The organism is Paenibacillus sp. LHD-38 (assembly GCF_031157315.1).
Classification (GTDB): Bacteria; Bacillota; Bacilli; order Paenibacillales; family Paenibacillaceae; genus Pristimantibacillus.
Genome location: NZ_JAVIFU010000051.1, coordinates 14,389 through 34,064, shown reverse-complemented (window position 1 = coordinate 34,064; position 19,676 = coordinate 14,389). Strand labels below are relative to the sequence as shown.

17 protein-coding genes are annotated in these 19,676 nt (G+C 46.8%); 2 read left to right on the top strand and 15 right to left on the bottom strand.

Going from position 1 to position 19,676, the window contains the following annotated elements; genetic code table 11:
- Positions 1 to 13 precede the first annotated feature (13 nt).
- From RCO25_RS28695 to RCO25_RS28660, 8 genes are all read right to left on the bottom strand, one after another.
- Positions 14 to 613 (bottom strand): Uma2 family endonuclease, encoded by a 600-nt coding sequence (locus tag RCO25_RS28695; RefSeq protein WP_308999503.1) that lies wholly within the window; start codon positions 611 to 613, stop codon positions 14 to 16.
- Between the two features lie 350 nt (positions 614 to 963).
- On the bottom strand, positions 964 to 2,226 hold the full coding sequence (locus RCO25_RS28690; RefSeq protein WP_308999502.1) for an erythromycin esterase family protein: 1,263 nt from the start codon (positions 2,224 to 2,226) through the stop codon (positions 964 to 966).
- A 187-nt stretch (positions 2,227 to 2,413) separates the two neighbouring features.
- Complete coding sequence (locus RCO25_RS28685; RefSeq protein WP_308999501.1) at positions 2,414 to 2,908, bottom strand: YhcN/YlaJ family sporulation lipoprotein; 495 nt, start codon at positions 2,906 to 2,908, stop codon at positions 2,414 to 2,416.
- A gap of 158 nt (positions 2,909 to 3,066) precedes the next feature.
- The gene (locus RCO25_RS28680) at positions 3,067 to 3,957 is read right to left on the bottom strand and encodes a transglutaminase family protein (protein ID WP_308999500.1); all 891 of its coding nucleotides are present in this window, start codon (positions 3,955 to 3,957) and stop codon (positions 3,067 to 3,069) included.
- The gene (locus tag RCO25_RS28675) at positions 3,954 to 4,949 is read right to left on the bottom strand and encodes an alpha-E domain-containing protein (protein WP_308999499.1); all 996 of its coding nucleotides are present in this window, start codon (positions 4,947 to 4,949) and stop codon (positions 3,954 to 3,956) included. Before RCO25_RS28675 ends, RCO25_RS28680 begins: the two co-directional genes overlap by 4 nt.
- 16 nt (positions 4,950 to 4,965) lie before the next feature.
- On the bottom strand, positions 4,966 to 6,423 hold the full coding sequence (locus RCO25_RS28670; protein ID WP_308999498.1) for a circularly permuted type 2 ATP-grasp protein: 1,458 nt from the start codon (positions 6,421 to 6,423) through the stop codon (positions 4,966 to 4,968).
- Positions 6,424 to 6,650: 227 nt separating this feature from the next.
- Positions 6,651 to 7,688 (bottom strand): globin-coupled sensor protein, encoded by a 1,038-nt coding sequence (locus RCO25_RS28665; protein WP_308999497.1) that lies wholly within the window; start codon positions 7,686 to 7,688, stop codon positions 6,651 to 6,653.
- A gap of 130 nt (positions 7,689 to 7,818) precedes the next feature.
- Entirely contained in the window at positions 7,819 to 9,714 is a 1,896-nt protein-coding gene (locus tag RCO25_RS28660) for a PrkA family serine protein kinase (protein ID WP_308999496.1), read from the bottom strand.
- A 240-nt stretch (positions 9,715 to 9,954) separates the two neighbouring features.
- Between RCO25_RS28660 and RCO25_RS28655 the strand changes: the two genes are divergently transcribed.
- Positions 9,955 to 10,680: a DUF2161 family putative PD-(D/E)XK-type phosphodiesterase gene (locus RCO25_RS28655; protein WP_308999495.1), complete on the top strand. Its 726-nt coding sequence runs from the start codon at positions 9,955 to 9,957 to the stop codon at positions 10,678 to 10,680.
- Here the strand turns inward: RCO25_RS28655 and RCO25_RS28650 are convergent.
- From RCO25_RS28650 to trmL, 3 genes are all read right to left on the bottom strand, one after another.
- A complete protein-coding gene (locus RCO25_RS28650) occupies positions 10,664 to 11,860 on the bottom strand; it encodes an aminotransferase-like domain-containing protein (RefSeq protein WP_308999494.1) in 1,197 nt (398 codons plus the stop codon). The genes RCO25_RS28655 and RCO25_RS28650 overlap by 17 nt on opposite strands.
- Positions 11,861 to 12,293: 433 nt before the next feature.
- Positions 12,294 to 12,542: an AbrB/MazE/SpoVT family DNA-binding domain-containing protein gene (locus RCO25_RS28645; RefSeq protein ID WP_308999493.1), complete on the bottom strand. Its 249-nt coding sequence runs from the start codon at positions 12,540 to 12,542 to the stop codon at positions 12,294 to 12,296.
- 176 nt (positions 12,543 to 12,718) lie between these two features.
- Positions 12,719 to 13,183 carry a tRNA (uridine(34)/cytosine(34)/5-carboxymethylaminomethyluridine(34)-2'-O)-methyltransferase TrmL gene (trmL, locus tag RCO25_RS28640; protein WP_308999492.1) on the bottom strand — a complete coding sequence of 155 codons (465 nt, stop codon included), beginning with the start codon at positions 13,181 to 13,183 and terminating at the stop codon, positions 12,719 to 12,721.
- A gap of 150 nt (positions 13,184 to 13,333) precedes the next feature.
- Between trmL and RCO25_RS28635 the strand changes: the two genes are divergently transcribed.
- Positions 13,334 to 14,056: a response regulator gene (locus tag RCO25_RS28635; RefSeq protein ID WP_308999491.1), complete on the top strand. Its 723-nt coding sequence runs from the start codon at positions 13,334 to 13,336 to the stop codon at positions 14,054 to 14,056.
- Positions 14,057 to 14,162: 106 nt separating this feature from the next.
- On the opposite strand, the gene serC is transcribed toward RCO25_RS28635, so the two are convergent.
- The 4 genes from serC to RCO25_RS28615 form a co-directional block, all read right to left on the bottom strand.
- Complete coding sequence (serC, locus tag RCO25_RS28630) at positions 14,163 to 15,248, bottom strand: 3-phosphoserine/phosphohydroxythreonine transaminase (RefSeq protein ID WP_308999490.1); 1,086 nt, start codon at positions 15,246 to 15,248, stop codon at positions 14,163 to 14,165.
- Positions 15,249 to 15,465: 217 nt separating this feature from the next.
- The gene (gene glnA / locus RCO25_RS28625) at positions 15,466 to 16,890 is read right to left on the bottom strand and encodes a type I glutamate--ammonia ligase (protein WP_308999489.1); all 1,425 of its coding nucleotides are present in this window, start codon (positions 16,888 to 16,890) and stop codon (positions 15,466 to 15,468) included.
- 413 nt (positions 16,891 to 17,303) lie between these two features.
- Positions 17,304 to 18,365 carry a 3-deoxy-7-phosphoheptulonate synthase gene (gene aroF, locus RCO25_RS28620; RefSeq protein ID WP_308999488.1) on the bottom strand — a complete coding sequence of 354 codons (1,062 nt, stop codon included), beginning with the start codon at positions 18,363 to 18,365 and terminating at the stop codon, positions 17,304 to 17,306.
- Positions 18,366 to 18,681: 316 nt separating this feature from the next.
- Complete coding sequence (locus RCO25_RS28615; protein WP_308999487.1) at positions 18,682 to 19,671, bottom strand: 4-hydroxy-3-methylbut-2-enyl diphosphate reductase; 990 nt, start codon at positions 19,669 to 19,671, stop codon at positions 18,682 to 18,684.
- Positions 19,672 to 19,676: the final 5 nt, after the last annotated feature.

The following is a 19,676-nucleotide window of genomic DNA, read 5'->3' as shown; positions in this document are numbered from 1 at the left end:
CTGATCGTATTTGTTATTCCATACTGAACAGCTTGTTCATTGGTACTTGCAATTCTTTAAATACGATCGATTGAATCGTTTCCTGCTCCGTATACAAATGACGTACCTGGTAACTGCCATCCTGCAGTGCATACACATGAACCGTTCGATTGCCAGGATCGACAATCCAATATTCCTGCACCCCATACTTCTGATATAAGTTGAACTTCTCATTGAAGTCCTTCAATGCGGTAGATGGTGACAGCACTTCAATGATTATGGTCGGCGCACCGTGACAGCCATTCTTGGATATTTGTTCTTTTGAACAAACGACCGAAAGATCGGGCTGTGTGACGTGGTCAGGTGATTGATAATCTTCACTCTCGCTGAAGAATACATCAAATGGAGCAACGAACACATAGCAGCTCCGATTCTGAAAGAATGTCCTCAGAGCGAAATGAAGCTCACCAACAATAAATTGATGCAACGAGGTCGGAGCCGGCGACATATTATAGGCTTTGCCGTTAATTAACTCCCACGTTCCGTCCCAGGTCAGCCAATCTTGATAGGTGTGGATTTTCTTCTCATCCGGATTTGACACGATGTTCGACCTCCTTCTGATTTTACGTATCATATTAATGTAATTGTAACATGATCAAGCGGATCGTTGCTATTTTTACACATTCATTACCATCAGTATTACCCGATTGTTAACAGTGTTTCACCTATCCCACAAATTCTGATAGGGGTCCAACAATGGCAACTTCGGATATCATAAACAGGGTGCTCCTATAGGGCACCCTGTTTTATTTTGCCTGCTGCATATAGCTCGCTAAATGCTTTTTTTTGCATTCCTGTATCGATACCTTCATCACTTTTTTAAAGCAGTGGCTGAAATAATAAGGGTCTTTTATACCGACTCGTTCAGTTTATACTCGTATTAGGCACGCATTAGGCTATTTCAGAGCACTTCTTGTGGAAGGCCTAATAGTGATATATCTCCTGCTTCAGAGGGGTGAGCGCATGCGATTCGTCTACATAGACAAAAGCATCATATCGCTCGGTCATACTAGACGGAACATAGTTTCCGCGTTCAAGTCGAGGATTGAATACGACACCTATAGCCCGATGCCCCATTGGCTCAAGGAAAGGCTCACAGTCATGGTCAAACACCAGGATCTTGTCGCTGGCATCTGCCTTGTGCAGTAAATCTTCCCAACTGCCTAGCTGAGCTTCCGGTACCTTCATCGCTTTGATTTCGCCGCCCCAATGATCAGCAGCAATCACAGTTCCTCGGTGCGTGCCGAATCCCACAATGAATAGCCGTTCATCGCCATGCTGCTCGCGGAGCAATTGCCCTACGTTCACCATCCCATCGGCCTCCATATCCGTCGCTCTCGCATCGCCAATATGCGTATTATGCTCCCATACAATGACTTTGGCATCCGTTCCGTGAAAGGCTTTAATGCGATTAAGCGCCTCAACCATATGCCGATCCCGAACGTTCCAGGAATCCGGACCGCCTTGTACCATAGACCGGTAGTATCGTTCGGCATTCACTGCAACCAGGGCATTCAATTCATCGCTTAAAGGCGATTCATCTTCTCCCCTGCTAAGCTGCCTTTTGGTCTGAAGCTCTTTCAATAGATTGACCACCTCTTCCTCGCAGCCTTCTGATAAGAATGCTGCCGAAACCCCGTACTTTTGAGGATCGCGGTTGTGGGGATCAAAACATTCAAAAGCCTTTTGTGCAGCCCCCAATTCCGGAGATCCCGTTTTCTTCAGATGGCTGATAATTTCCTCCATAGACTCCCATAAGCTATATACATCAATTCCGTAAAAGCCGATTTTTCTTTCTGCCGTTTTATCTCGGTTAAAATCATACAGCCATTCCGTGAAATCCATCACTTCGTTATTCGCCCACATCCATGTTGGCCAGCGATTAAAATCCCGGAGCGCTTCTCTGACGTTTGCGGCAGAGCCTGCGTATTGCTTAATGTAACGGTTCAATGTGTAGCAAGAGGGCCAGTCCCCTTCCACGGCGATAAAGGAGAAACCTTTTTCAAGGATTAAACGCTTTGATAATTCCGCACGCAGCGTATAAAATTCGGAGGTGCCATGCGAGGCTTCCCCAAGCAGAACAAAATCAGCATCTCCGACCGCTTGAACGATCAAGTCGAGATCGTCTGCACTTTCGAGCTTAACCGCCCGCTTCCTAATTTCTTCCACTATTTTCTCGTCATTCATCTACGATCATGCTCCTTTCTTTTATTTTGAATTCCCCCTTAGCGGGATTTATGGGATAAATCAGGTTATAGAAGATTCGAAATTAAATTCGAAATTAACTTACGAGGTGTGAAAATATTCGTATGTATTCCATGCAGAGGTCGGCAGCTCTCGAGGAAGCTGCCGATAGATAACAGAATATATCTCTCTATTTGATTGGCGCGGTTACCGCGTTGCCAATAGCACGTATGATGACAGCCACATCATGAGCTAAGGTATTCACAGGATGTCCATTCGTCAAACCGTTATCAAGTTTTCCAATCTTCTCCTGTATCCCCCGATCAGAAGTTACATGGATATTAAATTCGGGATATTGGCCTATTAAAGCAGCGTAAACCTGTTTCTCGATAATCGCCCGTTTTCCCGTATCGGTTACATCAAGGCCAACGAGTGCCTCTTTTTTATGCAAGAAGACCGTCGCTTTGTTCACGCCAGTTACTTGATCAGCTCGATTCGCCAGTTCTTTGGCGTTGTGCGTTGATTTCATTCCGTTTGGCAAAGACTTGGTTTCCAAACGATGCATTTCATTTTTTGTCCGAATCGCATTTTCTTTCACTGTATTATTTTGTCCGCATGCTGCCAATGAACAGCCTAACACCACAACCATGAATGTAGTAACAATTGGCTTCAAAAATCTCAACACCCCAAAACACCTCCTGCTTGATGTTTATAAGGTTCGCTGCTGGCAATTAAACATACATGGAAAAATGTTTATATTTCATTAAACCGAACAAAAAAGAACAGTCGACCCCAAGCCGCTTAAGCGGGTCACTGTTCCTTTTATCGCTGATTATTCATCTGTTAATCCTCTTCATTTCTTACATCAACTGATACATGCAGCACTTGCTCGCCTGTACCTCTATAAACACCTTTAACCGGCACGATATCTTTATAATCCCGTCCATGACCTAGCTTCACATAACGCTCTCCGACTGGATCAACATTCGTCGGATCGAAGCTGCACCAGCCGAGACCAGGCACGAAGGCCTCTACCCAAGCATGAGATGCCTGCTCAAAATCCGCGCTTCCGCCCTGTAAATCTCCAACAAAATGGTAACCGCTCACGTAACGGGAAGGGATGTGGTAAGCCCTGCAGCTTGCGATCATCAAATGCGCAAAATCCTGGCATACGCCCCGTTTGCTGAGAAACATTTCTGAAGTTTTTGTCTTTACGTCCGTTGCTTCAGGATCGTAAATGAATTCCGTTCTAATTTTGGTCGATAACGCACTCAACCAGTCCAGTACGCTCGTAGGCCCATTCTCGTCCTTACCCGAAATTTCACCCGCGAATTGCTCTACCTCACTCGTGACTGCAGTATATTCTGTCGTCAACAGAAATTCGGTAAACCGGTCGGCCGCAGCGTCTGTTTTCAGCCAGCTCCAAGCTTGTTCCGGCGAACGCTTGCTTAAGTATTGGGCTCTCTCCTCTGAGGTTGGCGCCTGTTTTGTTACGACCGTCATGGATGTTCGTATCGTAAGCCGTTTATGTGGTCCGTTTACCGAGAACGCATGCACCCGATTTCCGAAATAATCCTCGTAAGTGAACAAGGAGGCATTCGGTTCGATCGAGATTGCCTGCTGATAGCAGGACTGCCGTTCATTCGTGCTTGGTGTAAGCCTGATCTCATTGACACTGTCCGTAACAGCGTCCGCGTACTCGTATTTGGTCACATGCGAAATACTCAGCTTCATGCGCTTGCTTCCCCCATTCGAAAAAAGGTTTTGGCGAACGCCATCCCCAGCTGCTGGCAAGCATCGAGCAAATGGGCAACGATTGTTCCGCCCCGATCGATAACCATATCTTCACGCTCCAAGCAAGCCAAATCGGCTTTCACCTTGCCCACTTGACGGATAACTCTCTCATGAGCAGTTCGCAACTGCTTATCCTGCAGCTCGATATGCCGCATATGATCATCAAGCGTATGCAGCGCAAAATGAAGAGAACGCGGAAAAGCGCTGTTCAGCACGACAAATTCAACAATGGTTTCCACCGATATCCCGTCTGCGTAATAACGACGGAATGCTTGATAGCCGCTAACGGAACGCAAGACTGCTTGCAAGTACGGATAAGCGCTCGCGCTGTTCCAGCCATCGCCGCTTGCCGCATTGCCTACGGCTTTAATGATTCGCAGCGTATTTTCTGATCGCTCCAGGTATCGGCCGCATTCAATGAAATGCCATTCATTTTCTCTCGGCATGACCGATTGGCTAACCCCTTGGAACAATGCTGTCCATTCCTTGATTTTCCCGAAAAATAGATGCGGAGATTCGCGAAGCAAATCATCCGGCTGCTTCTCCCTCAGCCATAAATAGAAGGCATTCGTCACATCCCACATTTCGCTTGGCACCTTCTCGCGCAGCGTGCGCAAGTTGCCGCGAGCATGGCTGACACACGAGACTAGGGAGTTGGAATTATCCCGGTCCAGCGTCGTATAGAAAAGCACATCCCGTTCATTATAGCTGTCATATTGCTGCTCATAGTCCTCCCGGCTGCCTAACGCGTCCACGATCCTTGCCCATTTCAAATAAGGCTCAGCCGCTTCGTTCTCGGGATTCCCGTCGATGCCCATGGTGACTTCATCTCCTTGAAGATGATAATGAACGTCAATCAATCTAGCATGGTTCTCAGCACGCTCCATATAACGCCCAATCCAAAATAATGCCTCTGCATTCCGGTTCAGCATCGCATTCCCTCCATATTTATCGATTAAGGACCCACGTATCCTTGACGCCGCCGCCTTGTGAAGAATTGACAACAAGTGAACCCTCTGTCATTGCAACCCTCGTTAAACCTCCCGGAATGATATGCGTATCCTCACCCATCAAGGCAAAAGCACGTAAATCGATGTGACGCGGCGTCATGCCGCCATCGACCATGACTGGTGCGCGAGACAGCTTCATCGTAGTCTGTGCAATATAGCGACCCGGCTCGCGTTTAATGGCTTCCGCGAACGCTTGAAGCTCTTTTGAAGTAGCGCTGGGCCCAATCAGCATCCCGTAGCCGCCCGACAGCGATGTTTCTTTCACCACTAGCTGATCTAAATGATCAAGCACATATTCGCGTTCTTCCTTACGCGACAATATATACGTAGGAACGTTATGCAAGAGAGGCTCCTCGCCCAAATAGTAACGAATCATGTCCGGAACATACGCATAAACGGCTTTATCGTCTGCTACCCCCGTTCCCGGTGCATTGGCTATTGCAACATTTCCGGCACGATAAGCATTCATGAGTCCAGGCACGCCTAGGAAGGAGTCAGGCTGAAAGGCTAGAGGATCAAGGAAATCATCGTCGATGCGTCGGTAAATCACGTCTACCTGACGGAGACCTCGCAAATCTCGCAAAAAAATCTTGTGGTCTTTGTAAACAAGGTCTCTGCCTTCAACGAGGTGAATGCCCATTTGCTGAGCCAGAAAGGTATGCTCGTAATAGGCAGAATTATAAGCGCCTGGTGTTAGCAAGACGATCAAAGGATCCCGTTTGCCGTTTGGAGAAAGCACGCGGAGCGAGCTTAAGAAGCAGTTCAAGCTGCGGTCAATGGTTTGCACGGAGCTGGATAAATATAAATCATGGAATAACTCATTCATTAACGTTCTGCCCTTAAACAGGTAGGAAAAACCCGACGGTGACCGTAAATTGTCTTCTAGCACAAAATAACGGCCTTTTTCGTCACGAATTAAATCAATACCCGATGCTGTAATATATACACCGCCCGGAACATGTAGACCAGCCATTTCTGGCCTGAAATAAGTATTGGATACGATCATGCGCCGAGGTATAATGCCGTCTGAAACGATTCGTTGACCATGATACACATCATGAAGGAAAGCGTTTAAAGCTCGAATTCTCTGTCTTACTCCGCGATCCACACCTTCCCACTCATGCTTAGGAATAACACGCGGGATATAATCGAACGGAATCGTTCGCTCGAGGGGTTCATTCTGTGCTCCGCTATACAGCGTGAACGTAATGCCCTCTTCCATCATTCTTTGATTAATCGCATTTTGACGGACAGCGAGCTCTGCTGGCTTCATTCTCCCAAATAAACGATGAACCGTGTCATAGTGGGCACGTACCGAAAAGTCCTTATCGAACATTTCATCGTAAAAGGTTTGAGAATCGTAAAATTGCGATTGCGACTGTTTGGCCGTCGACATGACAACCGCCTCCTCCATGATGGGCGCTGCACCGATTTGGTACGAGCAAGTTAAACATTCGATCAATTATGTTATATTTATGTTAAAAAACTTAACAATTATAACCGAATCGCATCTTAATGTTAGGATTATCATACTAAAATCAGAAAATTGTGTCAACTTATATAACGCGAAAGCAGGAACCCTCGGTAGAGAGAATTCCTGCTTTTTCTAAGCTGCGTTTTATTCTAGGATTGATTTAATTGCTGTAGATCTTTCGTGACCTTATCGACCATCTGAACGAACGAAGCCAGCTCCTGTGAACGAGCTGCTTGGTTACGAGCTTCGACCGATGTCTGCTCGGACTCGTGACGTACGGCGAACAGCTTCTTGTCAATCTCTTCAAGCTTCGACTGTATCCCTTCGAGCGCATTGCGTGATGAGGAGGCCAGCTTGCGCACTTCATTCGCTACAACCTCGAACCCTCGCCCGTTTTCTCCAGCCCTCGCCGCTTCAATTGCGGCATTAAGCCCGAGTAAATGCGTCTGATCCGACAACCCGCGAATTAATGAGCCCATTTCATTGATGCCGTCCAGCTCCTCACGAAGCTCTCCTAATAATGTATGCGTCTTATCCTGGGATTGCGAAGTCGAAATTGCCGTTGCTGCAATAGTTTGTGCACCCTCGTCCAATTCAAGCATAAGCGAAGCCAGCTCCTGCACCGCGCTGGTTACGGTAGTAAGCATGATGGAGCGATTGTCCGCGAGCTCCTGGATTTTCTGCTGCTCATGCTGATTATAGGCTTCAAGCACGAATTGCGAATCCAGATTAAATAATTTCGTCAAAGCATGTACAACTTCCTGCCAGCCTTCAGGAATCACATTTTGGAGTACGCTTGATGATATGTCCAGATATGTCATATAGGTGCCTAAATACCAATCCGTCGTTAAGCCAATGCGGGAATGAACGGCTCCTATCTTTATTCGGTTATCAATATACGCTTGATCGATTACCCCTTCGGTAAGCGACATATAGTACCATCGCTGCGTTTCCTTAAGACGTTCAATGGTGCTGACTTTCGATATAATCGCAACCAATTCCGGCTGCTGTCCGACACTTTCATAAAATCGGTCAACCACTTCATCGACAATTTTCTGAAAAATAGGCTTACATTCAGCCAGAACCTTTAAATCCTGCTCTGTAATGCCCGTGTATTCAAGCTGTCTCTTGCGTTCTGCCGATAATTTAATCAAATAATCCGACTCCTTCGGTGTATTGTACTTCACTACCACCTATTATATCGGAAAACATACAAGAAATAGTATGAACGTTTTAAATACTTTTTAAACCTTCTCCTCGTGCAGAAAAGCTGATAGACAATTGTCTATCAGCTTCCCCAACGCTTGCATGGAAGGTTTACCGGTTCAACAGGCTTCCTACATAACGCAGCAGTTCATTCGAGCATACCGGGCAGTATGCGTGCTCATCCATAAGCCGTTTTGTGACTTCATTAATACGCTTCAACTGACTCTCATCCGGTGTTTTCGTGGAGGTCGTTATTTTCACGATATCCTTGAGATCAGCGAACAGCTTCTTCTCTACCGCCTCGCGCAAACGTTCGTGGCTCGTAAAATCAAATTTCTTCCCTTTTCGGGAATACGAGGATATACGAATCAGAATTTCTTCCCGGAATGCTTTTTTGGCATTTTCCGAGACGCCGATTTGTTCTTCAATGGAACGCATGAGGCGCTCATCCGGATCCATTTCCTCACCGGTTAAAGGATCCTTGATTTTGGCCCAGTTGCAGTAAGACTCGATGTTATCGAGGTAATTCTCAAACAAAGTGCGGGCAGACTCCTCATAGGAGTAAACAAACGCCTTTTGAATTTCCTTCTTCGCAAGAAGATCATATTCTTTGCGCGCGACGGAAATGAAATTTAAGTACCGCTCACGTTCTTCCTTCGTGATAGAAGGATGGCTATCCAATCCTTCCTTCAAAGCACGCAGCACGTCAAGTGCATTAATACATTGCGTATCCTGCTTAATGAGCGCACTCGAGATCCGGTTAATGACGTAGCGCGGATCAATGCCCGTCATGCCTTCCTCTAAGTATTCATTTTGCATTTCCTTCAAGTCCGCTTCCTTGAAGCCTTCTACTTCCTCGCCATCGTACATCCGCATTTTTTTGACCAAATCCATACCCTGCTTCTTCGTTTCCTTCAGCCTTGTCAAAATAGAGAAGATCGCAGCCGCACGCAAAGCATGAGGCGCAATATGGATATGCCGCATATCACTTTGAGCGATTAGCTTCTTGTAGATTTTTTCTTCATCCGATACCTTCAAATTGTATGGAACCGGCATGACGATCATCCTGGAATGCAAAGCCTCGTTTTTCTTATTGCTTATAAACGATTTGTACTCGGATTCATTCGTATGGGCAATAATGAGCTCATCGGCGCTAATGAGCGCGAACCGTCCAGCTTTGAAGTTGCCTTCCTGGGTTAAGGAGAGCAGGTTCCACAAAAACTTCTCATCGCATTTCAGCATCTCTTGGAACTCCATCAATCCGCGGTTCGCTTTGTTAAGCTCGCCGTCAAACCGATAGGCGCGCGGATCGGATTCGGATCCGTACTCCGTTATGGTAGAGAAATCGATACTGCCCGTAAGGTCGGCAATATCCTGCGATTTCGGATCGGACGGACTGAATGTACCGATACCGACGCGGTTATCCTCCGAAATAAACACACGTTCAACGAGGACGTTCTCAATATCGCCGCTGTATTCCGTTTGCAGCCTCATTTGGCAGGATGGGCATAGGTTGCCTTCAATTCGAACACCAAGCTCCTTCTCGATATCAGGACGAAGCTCATGGGGAATAAGATGCAGCGGGTCCTCATGCATAGGGCAGCCTTTAATCGCATAAACGGCTCCTCGCTGCGTTCTGGAGAAGCGCTCAAGTCCTTTTTTGAGCATGGTAACAATCGTTGACTTGCCTCCGCTGACAGGACCCATTAACAGCAGAATCCGTTTACGAACCTCAAGCCTGCGAGCTGATGAGTGGAAATATTCCTCTACCAGCTTCTCAATCGCACGATCGAGCCCAAAAATTTCTTGATCAAAAAATTTATACTGCTTGTGACCGCCAACAGCTTCCACCCCGTGAGATTCAATCATTTCATAAACGCGTGAATGTGCAGTCATGGCCGGGGACGGGTCCTTCCTCAGCAATTCAATATAATCCTTGAATGTTCCTGTCCATGCAAGCTTCTCGCTCTCAGCCTGATACTCCGATATTCGCTTGAAAATGTCCATACCGTGCCTCCTCCCATCGCTTCCGCATTCCACTTATCATTCTACGCCCGGGATTTGTCTCTAGACGCTCTATCGAGTGGTGCCAACTTTTATTGAGATATAACAATCCTATGCTTATTCGGGAAGATAATTGCACACTATTTTTGTCCATCATCCATCAAAAAACGACAAGCCGGCAGTTTCCTTTGCTATAATGGAGGCAAATGCTTCGATTGAAACGAGTGGAGAGGAGAAAAAAACGTGGCAGTCGCACGCGAGGAAGAGCTCTACAGCCCTATAAAGAAGTACTATGAGCAGCTTGGCTTTACCGTAAAAAGTGAGGTGCTCCATTGTGATTTGGTTGCTATCCATCCGGATCAGAATGAAGCGATAATTGTCGAAATGAAAAAAACGTTCAACCTCGCCCTGCTGCTGCAAGGGGTTGAACGTCTTCGTCTGAACAGTCATGTCGTGCTCGCCATTGAACGGAACCGGAAGAAAAGCGGTGCTCACAATCAACGCTTTGGCGATTTGACGGAGCTTTGCCGCATGCTGGGGCTTGGCTTGATGACTGTGACCTTTTACAAAACAAAACCGCCGGTCATTGAAATGCTCTGCCACCCGGGCGATCCGCCGCAGCGCGGCGTAAGACGCAGAAAGCAGGCACAGCTGCTTACCGAATTCAGAGAGCGCAGCGGCGACTACAACGTTGGCGGAAGCACCCGCCGCAAACTAGTGACAGCTTACCGCGAGAAGGCTCTGCGCTGCGCATACGCGCTTCATACGGCTGGACCGCTTGCCCCACGTGAAGTATCCGCTTTTACGGGCTACAGCCGAAGTGGCGAAACGCTTCGCAACAACTATTATGGCTGGTTCGAGCGCATTGCACACGGAAAATACAGCCTGCGCCCGGAAGGCGCGGCTGCATTGGCCGAGTATGGAGAAGTCATTGCGGAATGGAAATCAACTGTTAGCTCCGCGCCGTAAATTCGCCGAGCGCCTCTACGAAGCGCTCCACTCCTTGCTTCGTACGCGCACCTGTATTATACGTATAATTCAGTCTTGCGGTGTTGCGCTGAGGATGCTCGGCATAGAACGAGCTGCCCGGCACGAACGCGACGCCCTTTTGAACGGCGCAGCGAAGAAGCGCTTCTGCGTCCAATCCGTCCGGCAGCTCAAGCCACAGGAACATACCGCCTTTAGGCTTAACCCATGAAACATCCTGCAGTCCCTGCCGCTTTAGAAGCTCATGCATTTCAATCATACGCTCGCCATATGATTTGGAAATCAGCCGGATATGGCCGTCCAAATCGAAACCTTTCAGCAATTGGCTCAAGATCTGCTGATCGATTGCGCTTGAATGAAGATCAGCCGCTTGTTTCACTTTGGCTACCATACCGATTACGCTGCTGTCCCCGATAGCCCAACCTGATCGAAGCGCAGGCGCAACCGTTTTGGAAAATGTGCTTGTATAAAAGACGGCGCCTCGCTCCGCTTGACCCTCAAGCGAAAACAGCGTTGGATATTGATCACACTCATCAAAGGTAATATCTCCGTATGGATCATCTTCAATGATGGGCATTTCATTTTGCTTACACAAAGCAAGCAGCTTCTTTCTTCGTTCAACACTCCAAACGCGCCCTGTCGGATTACCGAAAGTAGGCACGGCGTAAAGCAACTTCGGACGATGCTCCCGGATGAGACGTTCCGCATCCTCTGGGATGATTCCATCCTCGTCGCTCTCTGCAGCAATCACTTTTAAGCCATGAAGCGCGAATACCTGTAGGCTTGCCAAGTAAGTAGGCTTCTCGACCAAGACGGTATCGCCTGGTTCGGTAAGTACGCCTACCAGCAGATCAATCGCCTGCTGCGAGCCCGTTGTCAAAATCATTTGCTCCGGATTTACATGCATTTGCTTCGCCGCCATACGCTCGCATAACTGTTCGCGAAGCGGCATGTAGCCTTCCGTCAAGCCGTATTGCAATGCGCCTGTCCCAGCCGTAAATACATGGTCAGCCGCTTCGCGGATTGCTTGTACAGGAAATAACTCCTCAGCTGGCAAACCGCCAGCAAACGAAATCATATCTTTTCCTTGCGTCAGCTTCAAAATATCTCTAACCGCTGACGATTTAAGCTGTGATACTCTGGATGAAAAACGATAATTCATATTATATGCTCCTCCTCGCAAACTTAAACGCTTGCTATGCTCATACTCTCTATGTTAACAATGTGTTCACAACTTTTAAAGTTTTCTTTTTAGCCGACGTTGGTTATAATAAAGACAACGTACTTGGAGGTGTCCCACAGATGAACTTTATTATTGTCATGACTGTGTTTGCGTTGTTCATTACGGCGATGCTGACCAGCTCCTACAATGAAGACAAAACAAAAGGTCTATAAGCCGACTTTGCTCAGCTTATAGCAAGTGTGTCGATGGCGGTCAAGAAATTGGCCGCCATCCGCATATTGTTGAAGGATATGAAAGATATAAGCCCGAGTCTTATGCTTTCCCTTCTTTTCAAAAAAATGAAGCTTCCCGCAGAGCATTTAGCTCATAACGGGAAGCTTCATTTAGTTAGAAAAGCATTCCGTCATGCAGATTAGCGCTGCAGAACTGCCATTTCCTCCATACAATCGCCACATACATAGCGCTCCTTGAAATCACGAACTTCAACCATCGAACCGCAAAAAACGCATTTTGGACGGTAACGCTCCAAAATAATATGGTCACCTTGGACGAAAATTTCAACGGGATCGCCCTCGTTCATCAAATAACGTTTACGCAATGATTTTGGAAGTACAATACGTCCGAGTTGGTCCACTTTTCTTACTACACCTGCTGGTTTCATCGCTTTCACCTCTTCTGTGTCTGGTTTCGCAAGTCATTTCTGAGAAACCTCTGCGTTATAGTCTTTCGATGGCACTACGGCTTTTCCTTCCCAAATTCATTATTTCTTAACATCCTGCAATAAATTTTTGTTTTCTGGCTAATAAATCCCAAAAAATGAGAAATAAAGCAACTAATTTACTCAAGTCCTGGAAAATCATTTTGCCTAAGCGCTTCATACACGATAATTGCTGCCGAATTGGATAAATTCAGTGAACGCACTGTATCCGTCATCGGCATTCTAATACAAGTTTCCTTATTCGCATCTATTAGCTCCTGCGGCAGACCCTTTGTTTCTTTTCCGAATACAAAGAAATCGCCATCCTGATAATCGAATTGTGAATATGGCTTGCTTGCTTTCGTGCTTGCATAGAAAAAACGCCCTTGCGGATACGCAGCCAGCACCTCTTCAAAGGAATCATGGTACTCGATATGTACCGAATGCCAGTAATCGAGCCCCGCTCTCTTCAAGGTACGGTCATCCGTATCAAAGCCAAGCGGTCTAACTAAATGCAAAATTGTACCAGTTGCCGCACAGGTCCGAGAAATATTGCCTGTGTTTGCCGGAATTTCCGGCTCTACCAAAACGATATGAAATGGCATAGCTATCTATCTCACCTCTCATTTTGCCTATTATACACGAAATCACCGAATATTTTTACACCCACTTTACGTACCGTTAATCTCAAGCATAATTTCCACCCTCATAATAGGGTACAGAATAGGCGGAAACACATGAAGGAGAGCTGAAGCATGCGAAAAAAGATATTGGTCGTGGATGACGAACCATCTATCTCGATGTTGATTGAGTTTAACTTAAAGCTGGCAGGCTATGACGTACGCTGCGTAGGTGACGGTGAAGCTGTATTTGAAATGTTAAAGCCCTTTCGTCCCGACTTGATCGTTCTTGATCTCATGCTGCCAAAAATGGACGGAATCCAAGTTTGCCGCGAACTGCGCAAGCAAAGCAATGCAGTACCGATCGTTATGCTTACCGCTCTTCAGGACGTTACGGACAAAATTGCCGGACTTGATAACGGTGCCGATGATTATATGACAAAACCCTTTAGCCCGCAGGAACTGGTATCTCGCATTCAAGCTATATTCCGCCGCGTTCAATCGCTGCCTGGCATTGCGGAAGAAACCATCTTCAACATTGGCCGATTAAAGGTTCAGGTAGAGCAGCGCGAGGTATTCATTGACGGCAAGCCCGTTGAGCTTACGCCAAAAGAGTTCGAGCTGCTGCTGTTCCTTTGCCGCCACAAAGGCAAAGTACTCAGCCGCCAGCAGCTGCTTCACGGCGTTTGGGATTATCATTTCCTTGGCGACACCCGGATTGTCGACGTCCATATCAGCCATCTGCGCGATAAAATCGAGAAAAATGCCCGCACGCCGGAATATATCATGACTGTACGTAATGTCGGTTATAAGCTGAACGGGCCTCATATTGCCGAGAGCTCTGTCGCACAAGCTTAGATCCAGAATAAATGCAAACCAAAAGCCGCCCTGCCTTCTTTGCAGAAGGAAAGGGCGGCTCTTTATTGTCCCCTGTTTACAACCTAACCAGAGACGATTCGTCCGATTAGCCGTTACGCTTTTGAAAATCAATCATGAACTGCTGTAGCGCCTGGCAGCTCTCGAGAGGAACCGCGTTATAAGTTGAAGCTCTCAATCCGCCGACATCACGGTGTCCCTTCAAACCTACGAAGCCTTCCTTCTCCGATTCTTTAACGAACAGGTTCTCAAGCTCTTCGCTTTGAATCCGATACGTAATATTCATAAGCGAACGGCTTTGCGGCTGCGCACAGCCGATATAGAAGCCGCTGCTTTGATCGATCACATCATAGATAAGCTTGGTTTTGTCCCGGTTAAGCTGGTCCAGCTGGGCAACTCCGCCCTTGTCCTTGATCCATTGCAATACCAGATTCATCATGTATACAGAGAATGACGGCGGTGTATTGTAAAGCGATCCGCTCTTCGCATGCGTACTGTATCGGAACATGGCTGGAATGGTTTTCGAACCATTTTCAACTAGATCCTTGCGAATAATAACAAGCGTAACACCCGATGGACCCAAATTCTTCTGAGCACCCGCATAGATTACGCCGAATTTGCTAACGTCAATCGGCTTGCTTAGAATATCACTGGACATATCCGCTATAAGCGGCACTTCCCCCGTTTCCGGAAACTCCTTAAACTGGGTCCCACCGATCGTTTCATTCGATGTAAGATGAAGATAAGAAGCATTGCTTGGTATCTCGATCTCAGACATAGTCGGCATGCGCATGAATTTGTCGGATTCTGTCGAAGCGGCAACCACCGTTTCTCCGACAAACTTCGCCTCTTTCAGCGCTTTGTCCGCCCAAGCGCCTGTCATTACATAAGCACCTGGTTTTCCGGGAGTAAGAAGATTAAGCGGAAGCATAGCAAACTGTGTACTGGCACCGCCTTGCAGCAAAAGCACATCATAATTTTCAGGAACTCTGAACAATTCACGAAGCAACGACTGTGATTCGTTATTCACAGCTTCGTACATTTTACTGCGGTGAGACATTTCCATAATGGACATGCCCGCGTTTTGATAATCAACAAATTGCTCCTGTGCTTGCTTTAGTACCTCAAGTGGTATTGCGGCTGGTCCTGCATTAAAATTAAATGCTCGTGTCATCTTCGGATACCCACCTCTGTTTCTTTATATATGATATGGTTATGATAGCAATTTTGAAGGGCCGCATCAAGTCTATTCGGCAATTTCAAAAAACAAAAAGTCGAACGTATGCCGAATTACTGACAAAAAACATTCGGTTTTCGTTCATCATTTCTTTACAATTCATAAAAAAACGGGTCCTAGAAGGACCCGTTTCTTATATTTCTTAACGATCGGATTAGCAATCGTAGTAAAGGCTGAACTCATGCGGATGAATACGGATTGCAACTGCTTTAGCTTCTTGACGTTTGATAGCTACATAGTTGTCGATGAAGTCTTTGGAGAATACGCCGCCTTCAGTCAAGAAATCGGAATCAGCTTCAAGTGCGTTAAGCGCTTCGTCAAGCGTTCCAGGAACGCTGCGAATTTCTTTTTTCTCTTCTTCCGGCAATTCGTAGATATTTTTGTCGAAAGGACCATAACCAAGAGCAACTGGATCAAGTTTACGCTTGATGCCGTCCAAACCAGCAAGCAGCATTGCTGCGAAAGCGAGGTAAGGGTTAGCTGTGTTGTCCGGTGTACGGAATTCGATACGGCAGCCTTTAGGCGTTACAGCTGCAATCGGAATACGGATTGCTGCAGAACGGTTACCTTTCGAGAATACAAGGTTAACCGGCGCTTCGTAACCAGGTACAAGGCGTTTGAACGAGTTCGTGCTTGGGTTAGTGATTGCGATCAAAGCCGGAGCGTGGTAAAGCACGCCGCCGATGTAGTGCATTGCAAGTTCACTAAGGTTTGCATACGCGCCTTTATCGTAGAACATAGGCTCGTCGCCGTTGAAAATAGAAGTATGAACGTGCATTCCGCTACCGTTGTCACCGAAAAGCGGCTTCGGCATGAAAGTAGCCGTTTTGCCGTATTGGCGAGCTGTATTGTGAATGATATATTTGAATTTCATCAGGTTGTCAGCTGTTTTTGTAAGTGTATCGAAACGGAAGTTAATTTCCGCTTGACCAGCTGTAGCAACTTCATGGTGATGACGCTCAACGCGTAGACCCGACTCTTGCAATAGGCGAACCATTTCGCTGCGGATATCTTGTTGGGAATCAACTGGAGCTACAGGAACATAGCCGCCTTTTACTGGAATTTTGGCACCTAGGTTGCCGCCTTCTTCTTTACGGTTCGTGTTCCAGCCAGCTTCTTCGGATTCAACCATGTACGAAGAAGAATTCATTGTGCTTTCATAGCGAACTTCGTCGAAGATGAAGAATTCAGGCTCTGGCGCGAAAAATGCTGTCGTACCAATGCCAGTCGTTTGAAGATACTCTTCAGCCTTTTGAGCGATGCTGCGCGGATCGCGGTCATAGCGGTCGCCTTCAGGTGTATGGATATTACACATAACGTTCAGTGTAGGGTGATCAGTGAAAGGGTCGATAAATACGGATTCTGTATCTGGAATCATAACCATATCGGAATTCTCAATACCACGGAAACCGTGGATCGATGAACCGTCAAAAGCTACCCCGTTTACGAAAGTATCAGCATCCACCTCAGCAGCTGGAAGCGTGATGTGGTGTGCATGACCAAGAAGATCTACAAAGCGGAAATCTACAAACATGATGCTGTTTTCTTTAATATTGTCCAAAACATTTTGAACTGACATTAATAATTTCCTCCATTTCCGAACATTAGCGTAGTGTTGAACAGGTATTGTTCAATTATTGCTCCAAATCCATGTCGTTATTATAAAACTAGCTCTCAATCTCCGTCAATAGCTATGTAAGGTATTTTTTAAAGCTATGTAAGCTATACTTACAAGTTTGTACAGTTGTTCACAAATACTCCTTAAAAGCCAGTTATAAATCGCTTCAACCCTTGAATAACAAAGGCTCGGCGGCATTTGAACTGGTAACCGGCTGCGACTTGGAAATGAAATACAATCCTTGTTTGAAAATTAAAATCTTTAAAATCATGACTGTAGTATATTCGGAATTCACTTTCATGCCGCCTTATGAACCCTATACAAAAAAAGAGCCTTGCCATCCCGGGATGGCAAAGCCTTGTTTGATTTTATAATTAAATTTTCCATTCCTTGAATGCCTCTGCCGGCGCTTTTGGCGTATCGAATTGTTTGCCTACGATTGGCGCAAGCTTTTCTAGATCCTTCAAAAGATTAGCGAATTGGTCCGGGAACAACGACTGTACGCCATCGCCTGTCATTGAATTATCCGGATCGGTGTGCATTTCAACAATAAGTCCGTTCGCCCCTGCAGCAACCGATGCTTTGGACATTGGCTCTACCAATTCGCGGCGCCCAGTACCATGGCTCGGGTCTGAGATTACCGGCAGATGGCTAAGAGATTGCAGTACGGGAATTGCCGACAAATCGAGCGTATTGCGTGTGTACGTTTCGAATGTACGGATTCCGCGCTCGCAAAGCATAACATTCGGATTTCCGCCTGCCAAAATGTATTCAGCCGCATTTAGGAACTCGTCATAGGTTGAGCTGAAACCGCGCTTCAGCAGCACCGGCGTTTGAATAGTACCCAACTTGCGAAGCAGATCAAAGTTTTGCATGTTGCGTGTGCCCACTTGAAGGATGTCGGCGTATTCCGCACAAACATCTACATACTCCGGCGTCATAACCTCTGTGATCGTCAGAAGCCCGTGTTTCTTGCCTGCTTCCGCCATCATCACAAGTCCCTCTACGCCTACGCCTTGGAAGCTGTAAGGCCCTGTACGCGGTTTGAACGCGCCTCCGCGCAATACCTGACCGCCCGCTGCTTTGACTAGACGAGCGATTTCATCGATTTGCTCCGGCGTTTCAACGGCGCAAGGTCCGCCCATAATCACGAGGTTGCTTCCGCCGATCTTCACGCCTTTGATATCAATAACGGTATCGTCCGGATGGAAGTCGCGGCTTGCCAGCTTGTAGGATTTGGATATTTTAATTACGTTTTCTACGCCCTTCATCTGACGCAAATGCTCAGCAAGCGTAGGCTCTGCTTGACCGATGATTCCGATTACCGTACGGTCCGTACCTCTTGATACATGAGCCTGCACGCCAGCTCTTTCAATATGGGCAACGATTTCTGAAATACGCTCTTCTGCAATGTTTGAATTTGTAATGACGATCATATGGATCACTCCTAAAATGTTATTGGTTTTGTGATGTAAAACTTACTTCGTAAGTTGGCTTGAATTTGTCATGGGCGGCTTGTAGATTGCAGACATACTTGCTCTGTTCTTCTTTTTGCTTTATCGCTTATATGCTTTATAGCTTTTATGCTTCGTAGCTTTTATACTGTTTAGCTTCTACGCTTTTAATCGCTAAAGTAAATATACAGGAGAATGCCCATTTCGTCAACCCGTCTCCCAAAAAAAGAGGGAAATCTGTTTGCCTTGAGACAGTCTCACGGCAAACAGGTTTCCCTCTTCGATTCGAATATATTGTTTATTCAACTTTCTCTTCCGTTGCCGTCGCCGAAGAAACAGCAGCCGTAGATTTAACACGCACGTTAGGCAGCAGCTTATTCATATTAACCGTACGGCGAATTTCCCAAGTTTCTGGATTATTATGATCGTATTGCTCCAAGTAGGTAATGACCTCTTTTGTCAGCGGCGTTGGTGTGGATGCGCCTGATGTTACAGCTACGCGGTCTACCCCTTTGAGCCATTCTTGTTCAATTTCCGATACATCAGAAACCCGATAGGCTTTAACGCCTGCAATTTCCTCTGAAACCTGGGCAAGACGGTTGGAGTTGTTGCTTCTTGGATCGCCGACTACGATGCACAATTGGGCTTCTCCCGCCTGCTCCGCAACCGCTTCCTGGCGCACCTGGGTGGCCATGCAGATTTCGTTATGGACCTCGGCCGCTGGATAGCGCTCAAGGAGACGGCTAATGATATGACGAATATCCCACTGCGACATCGTCGTTTGGTTGGTTATAATAATGCGACCTTCGGGCACGTTAAGTGCTGCAATTTCCTCTTCCCGCTCAATGAGGTGAACCTGCTCCGGCGCAACGCCGATTGCGCCTTCCGGCTCAGGGTGGCCCTTTTTGCCAATATAAATGATATGATAGCCATCCGCCGATTTCGCACGAATTAAATCATGCGTTCTAGTTACGTCAGGACAAGTGGCGTCAACGACGGACAGTCCTTTCTCACGGGCGCGCTGGCGAACCTCGGGGGATACCCCATGCGCAGTGAAAATAACAGTTCCAGTATCGATTTGATCCAGAATATCGAGACGATTGGCACCATCAAGCGTAATGACGCCTTCCTGCTCGAATGCGTCCGTTACATGCGCGTTATGGACGATCATGCCTAATATATAGATGGGCCGCGGCAGCTCTAAGTTTTTGGCCGTTTGCAAAGCCAACACCATCGCATCGACTACGCCGTAGCAATAGCCACGTGGTGATATTCTAACGATTTCCATTCCTT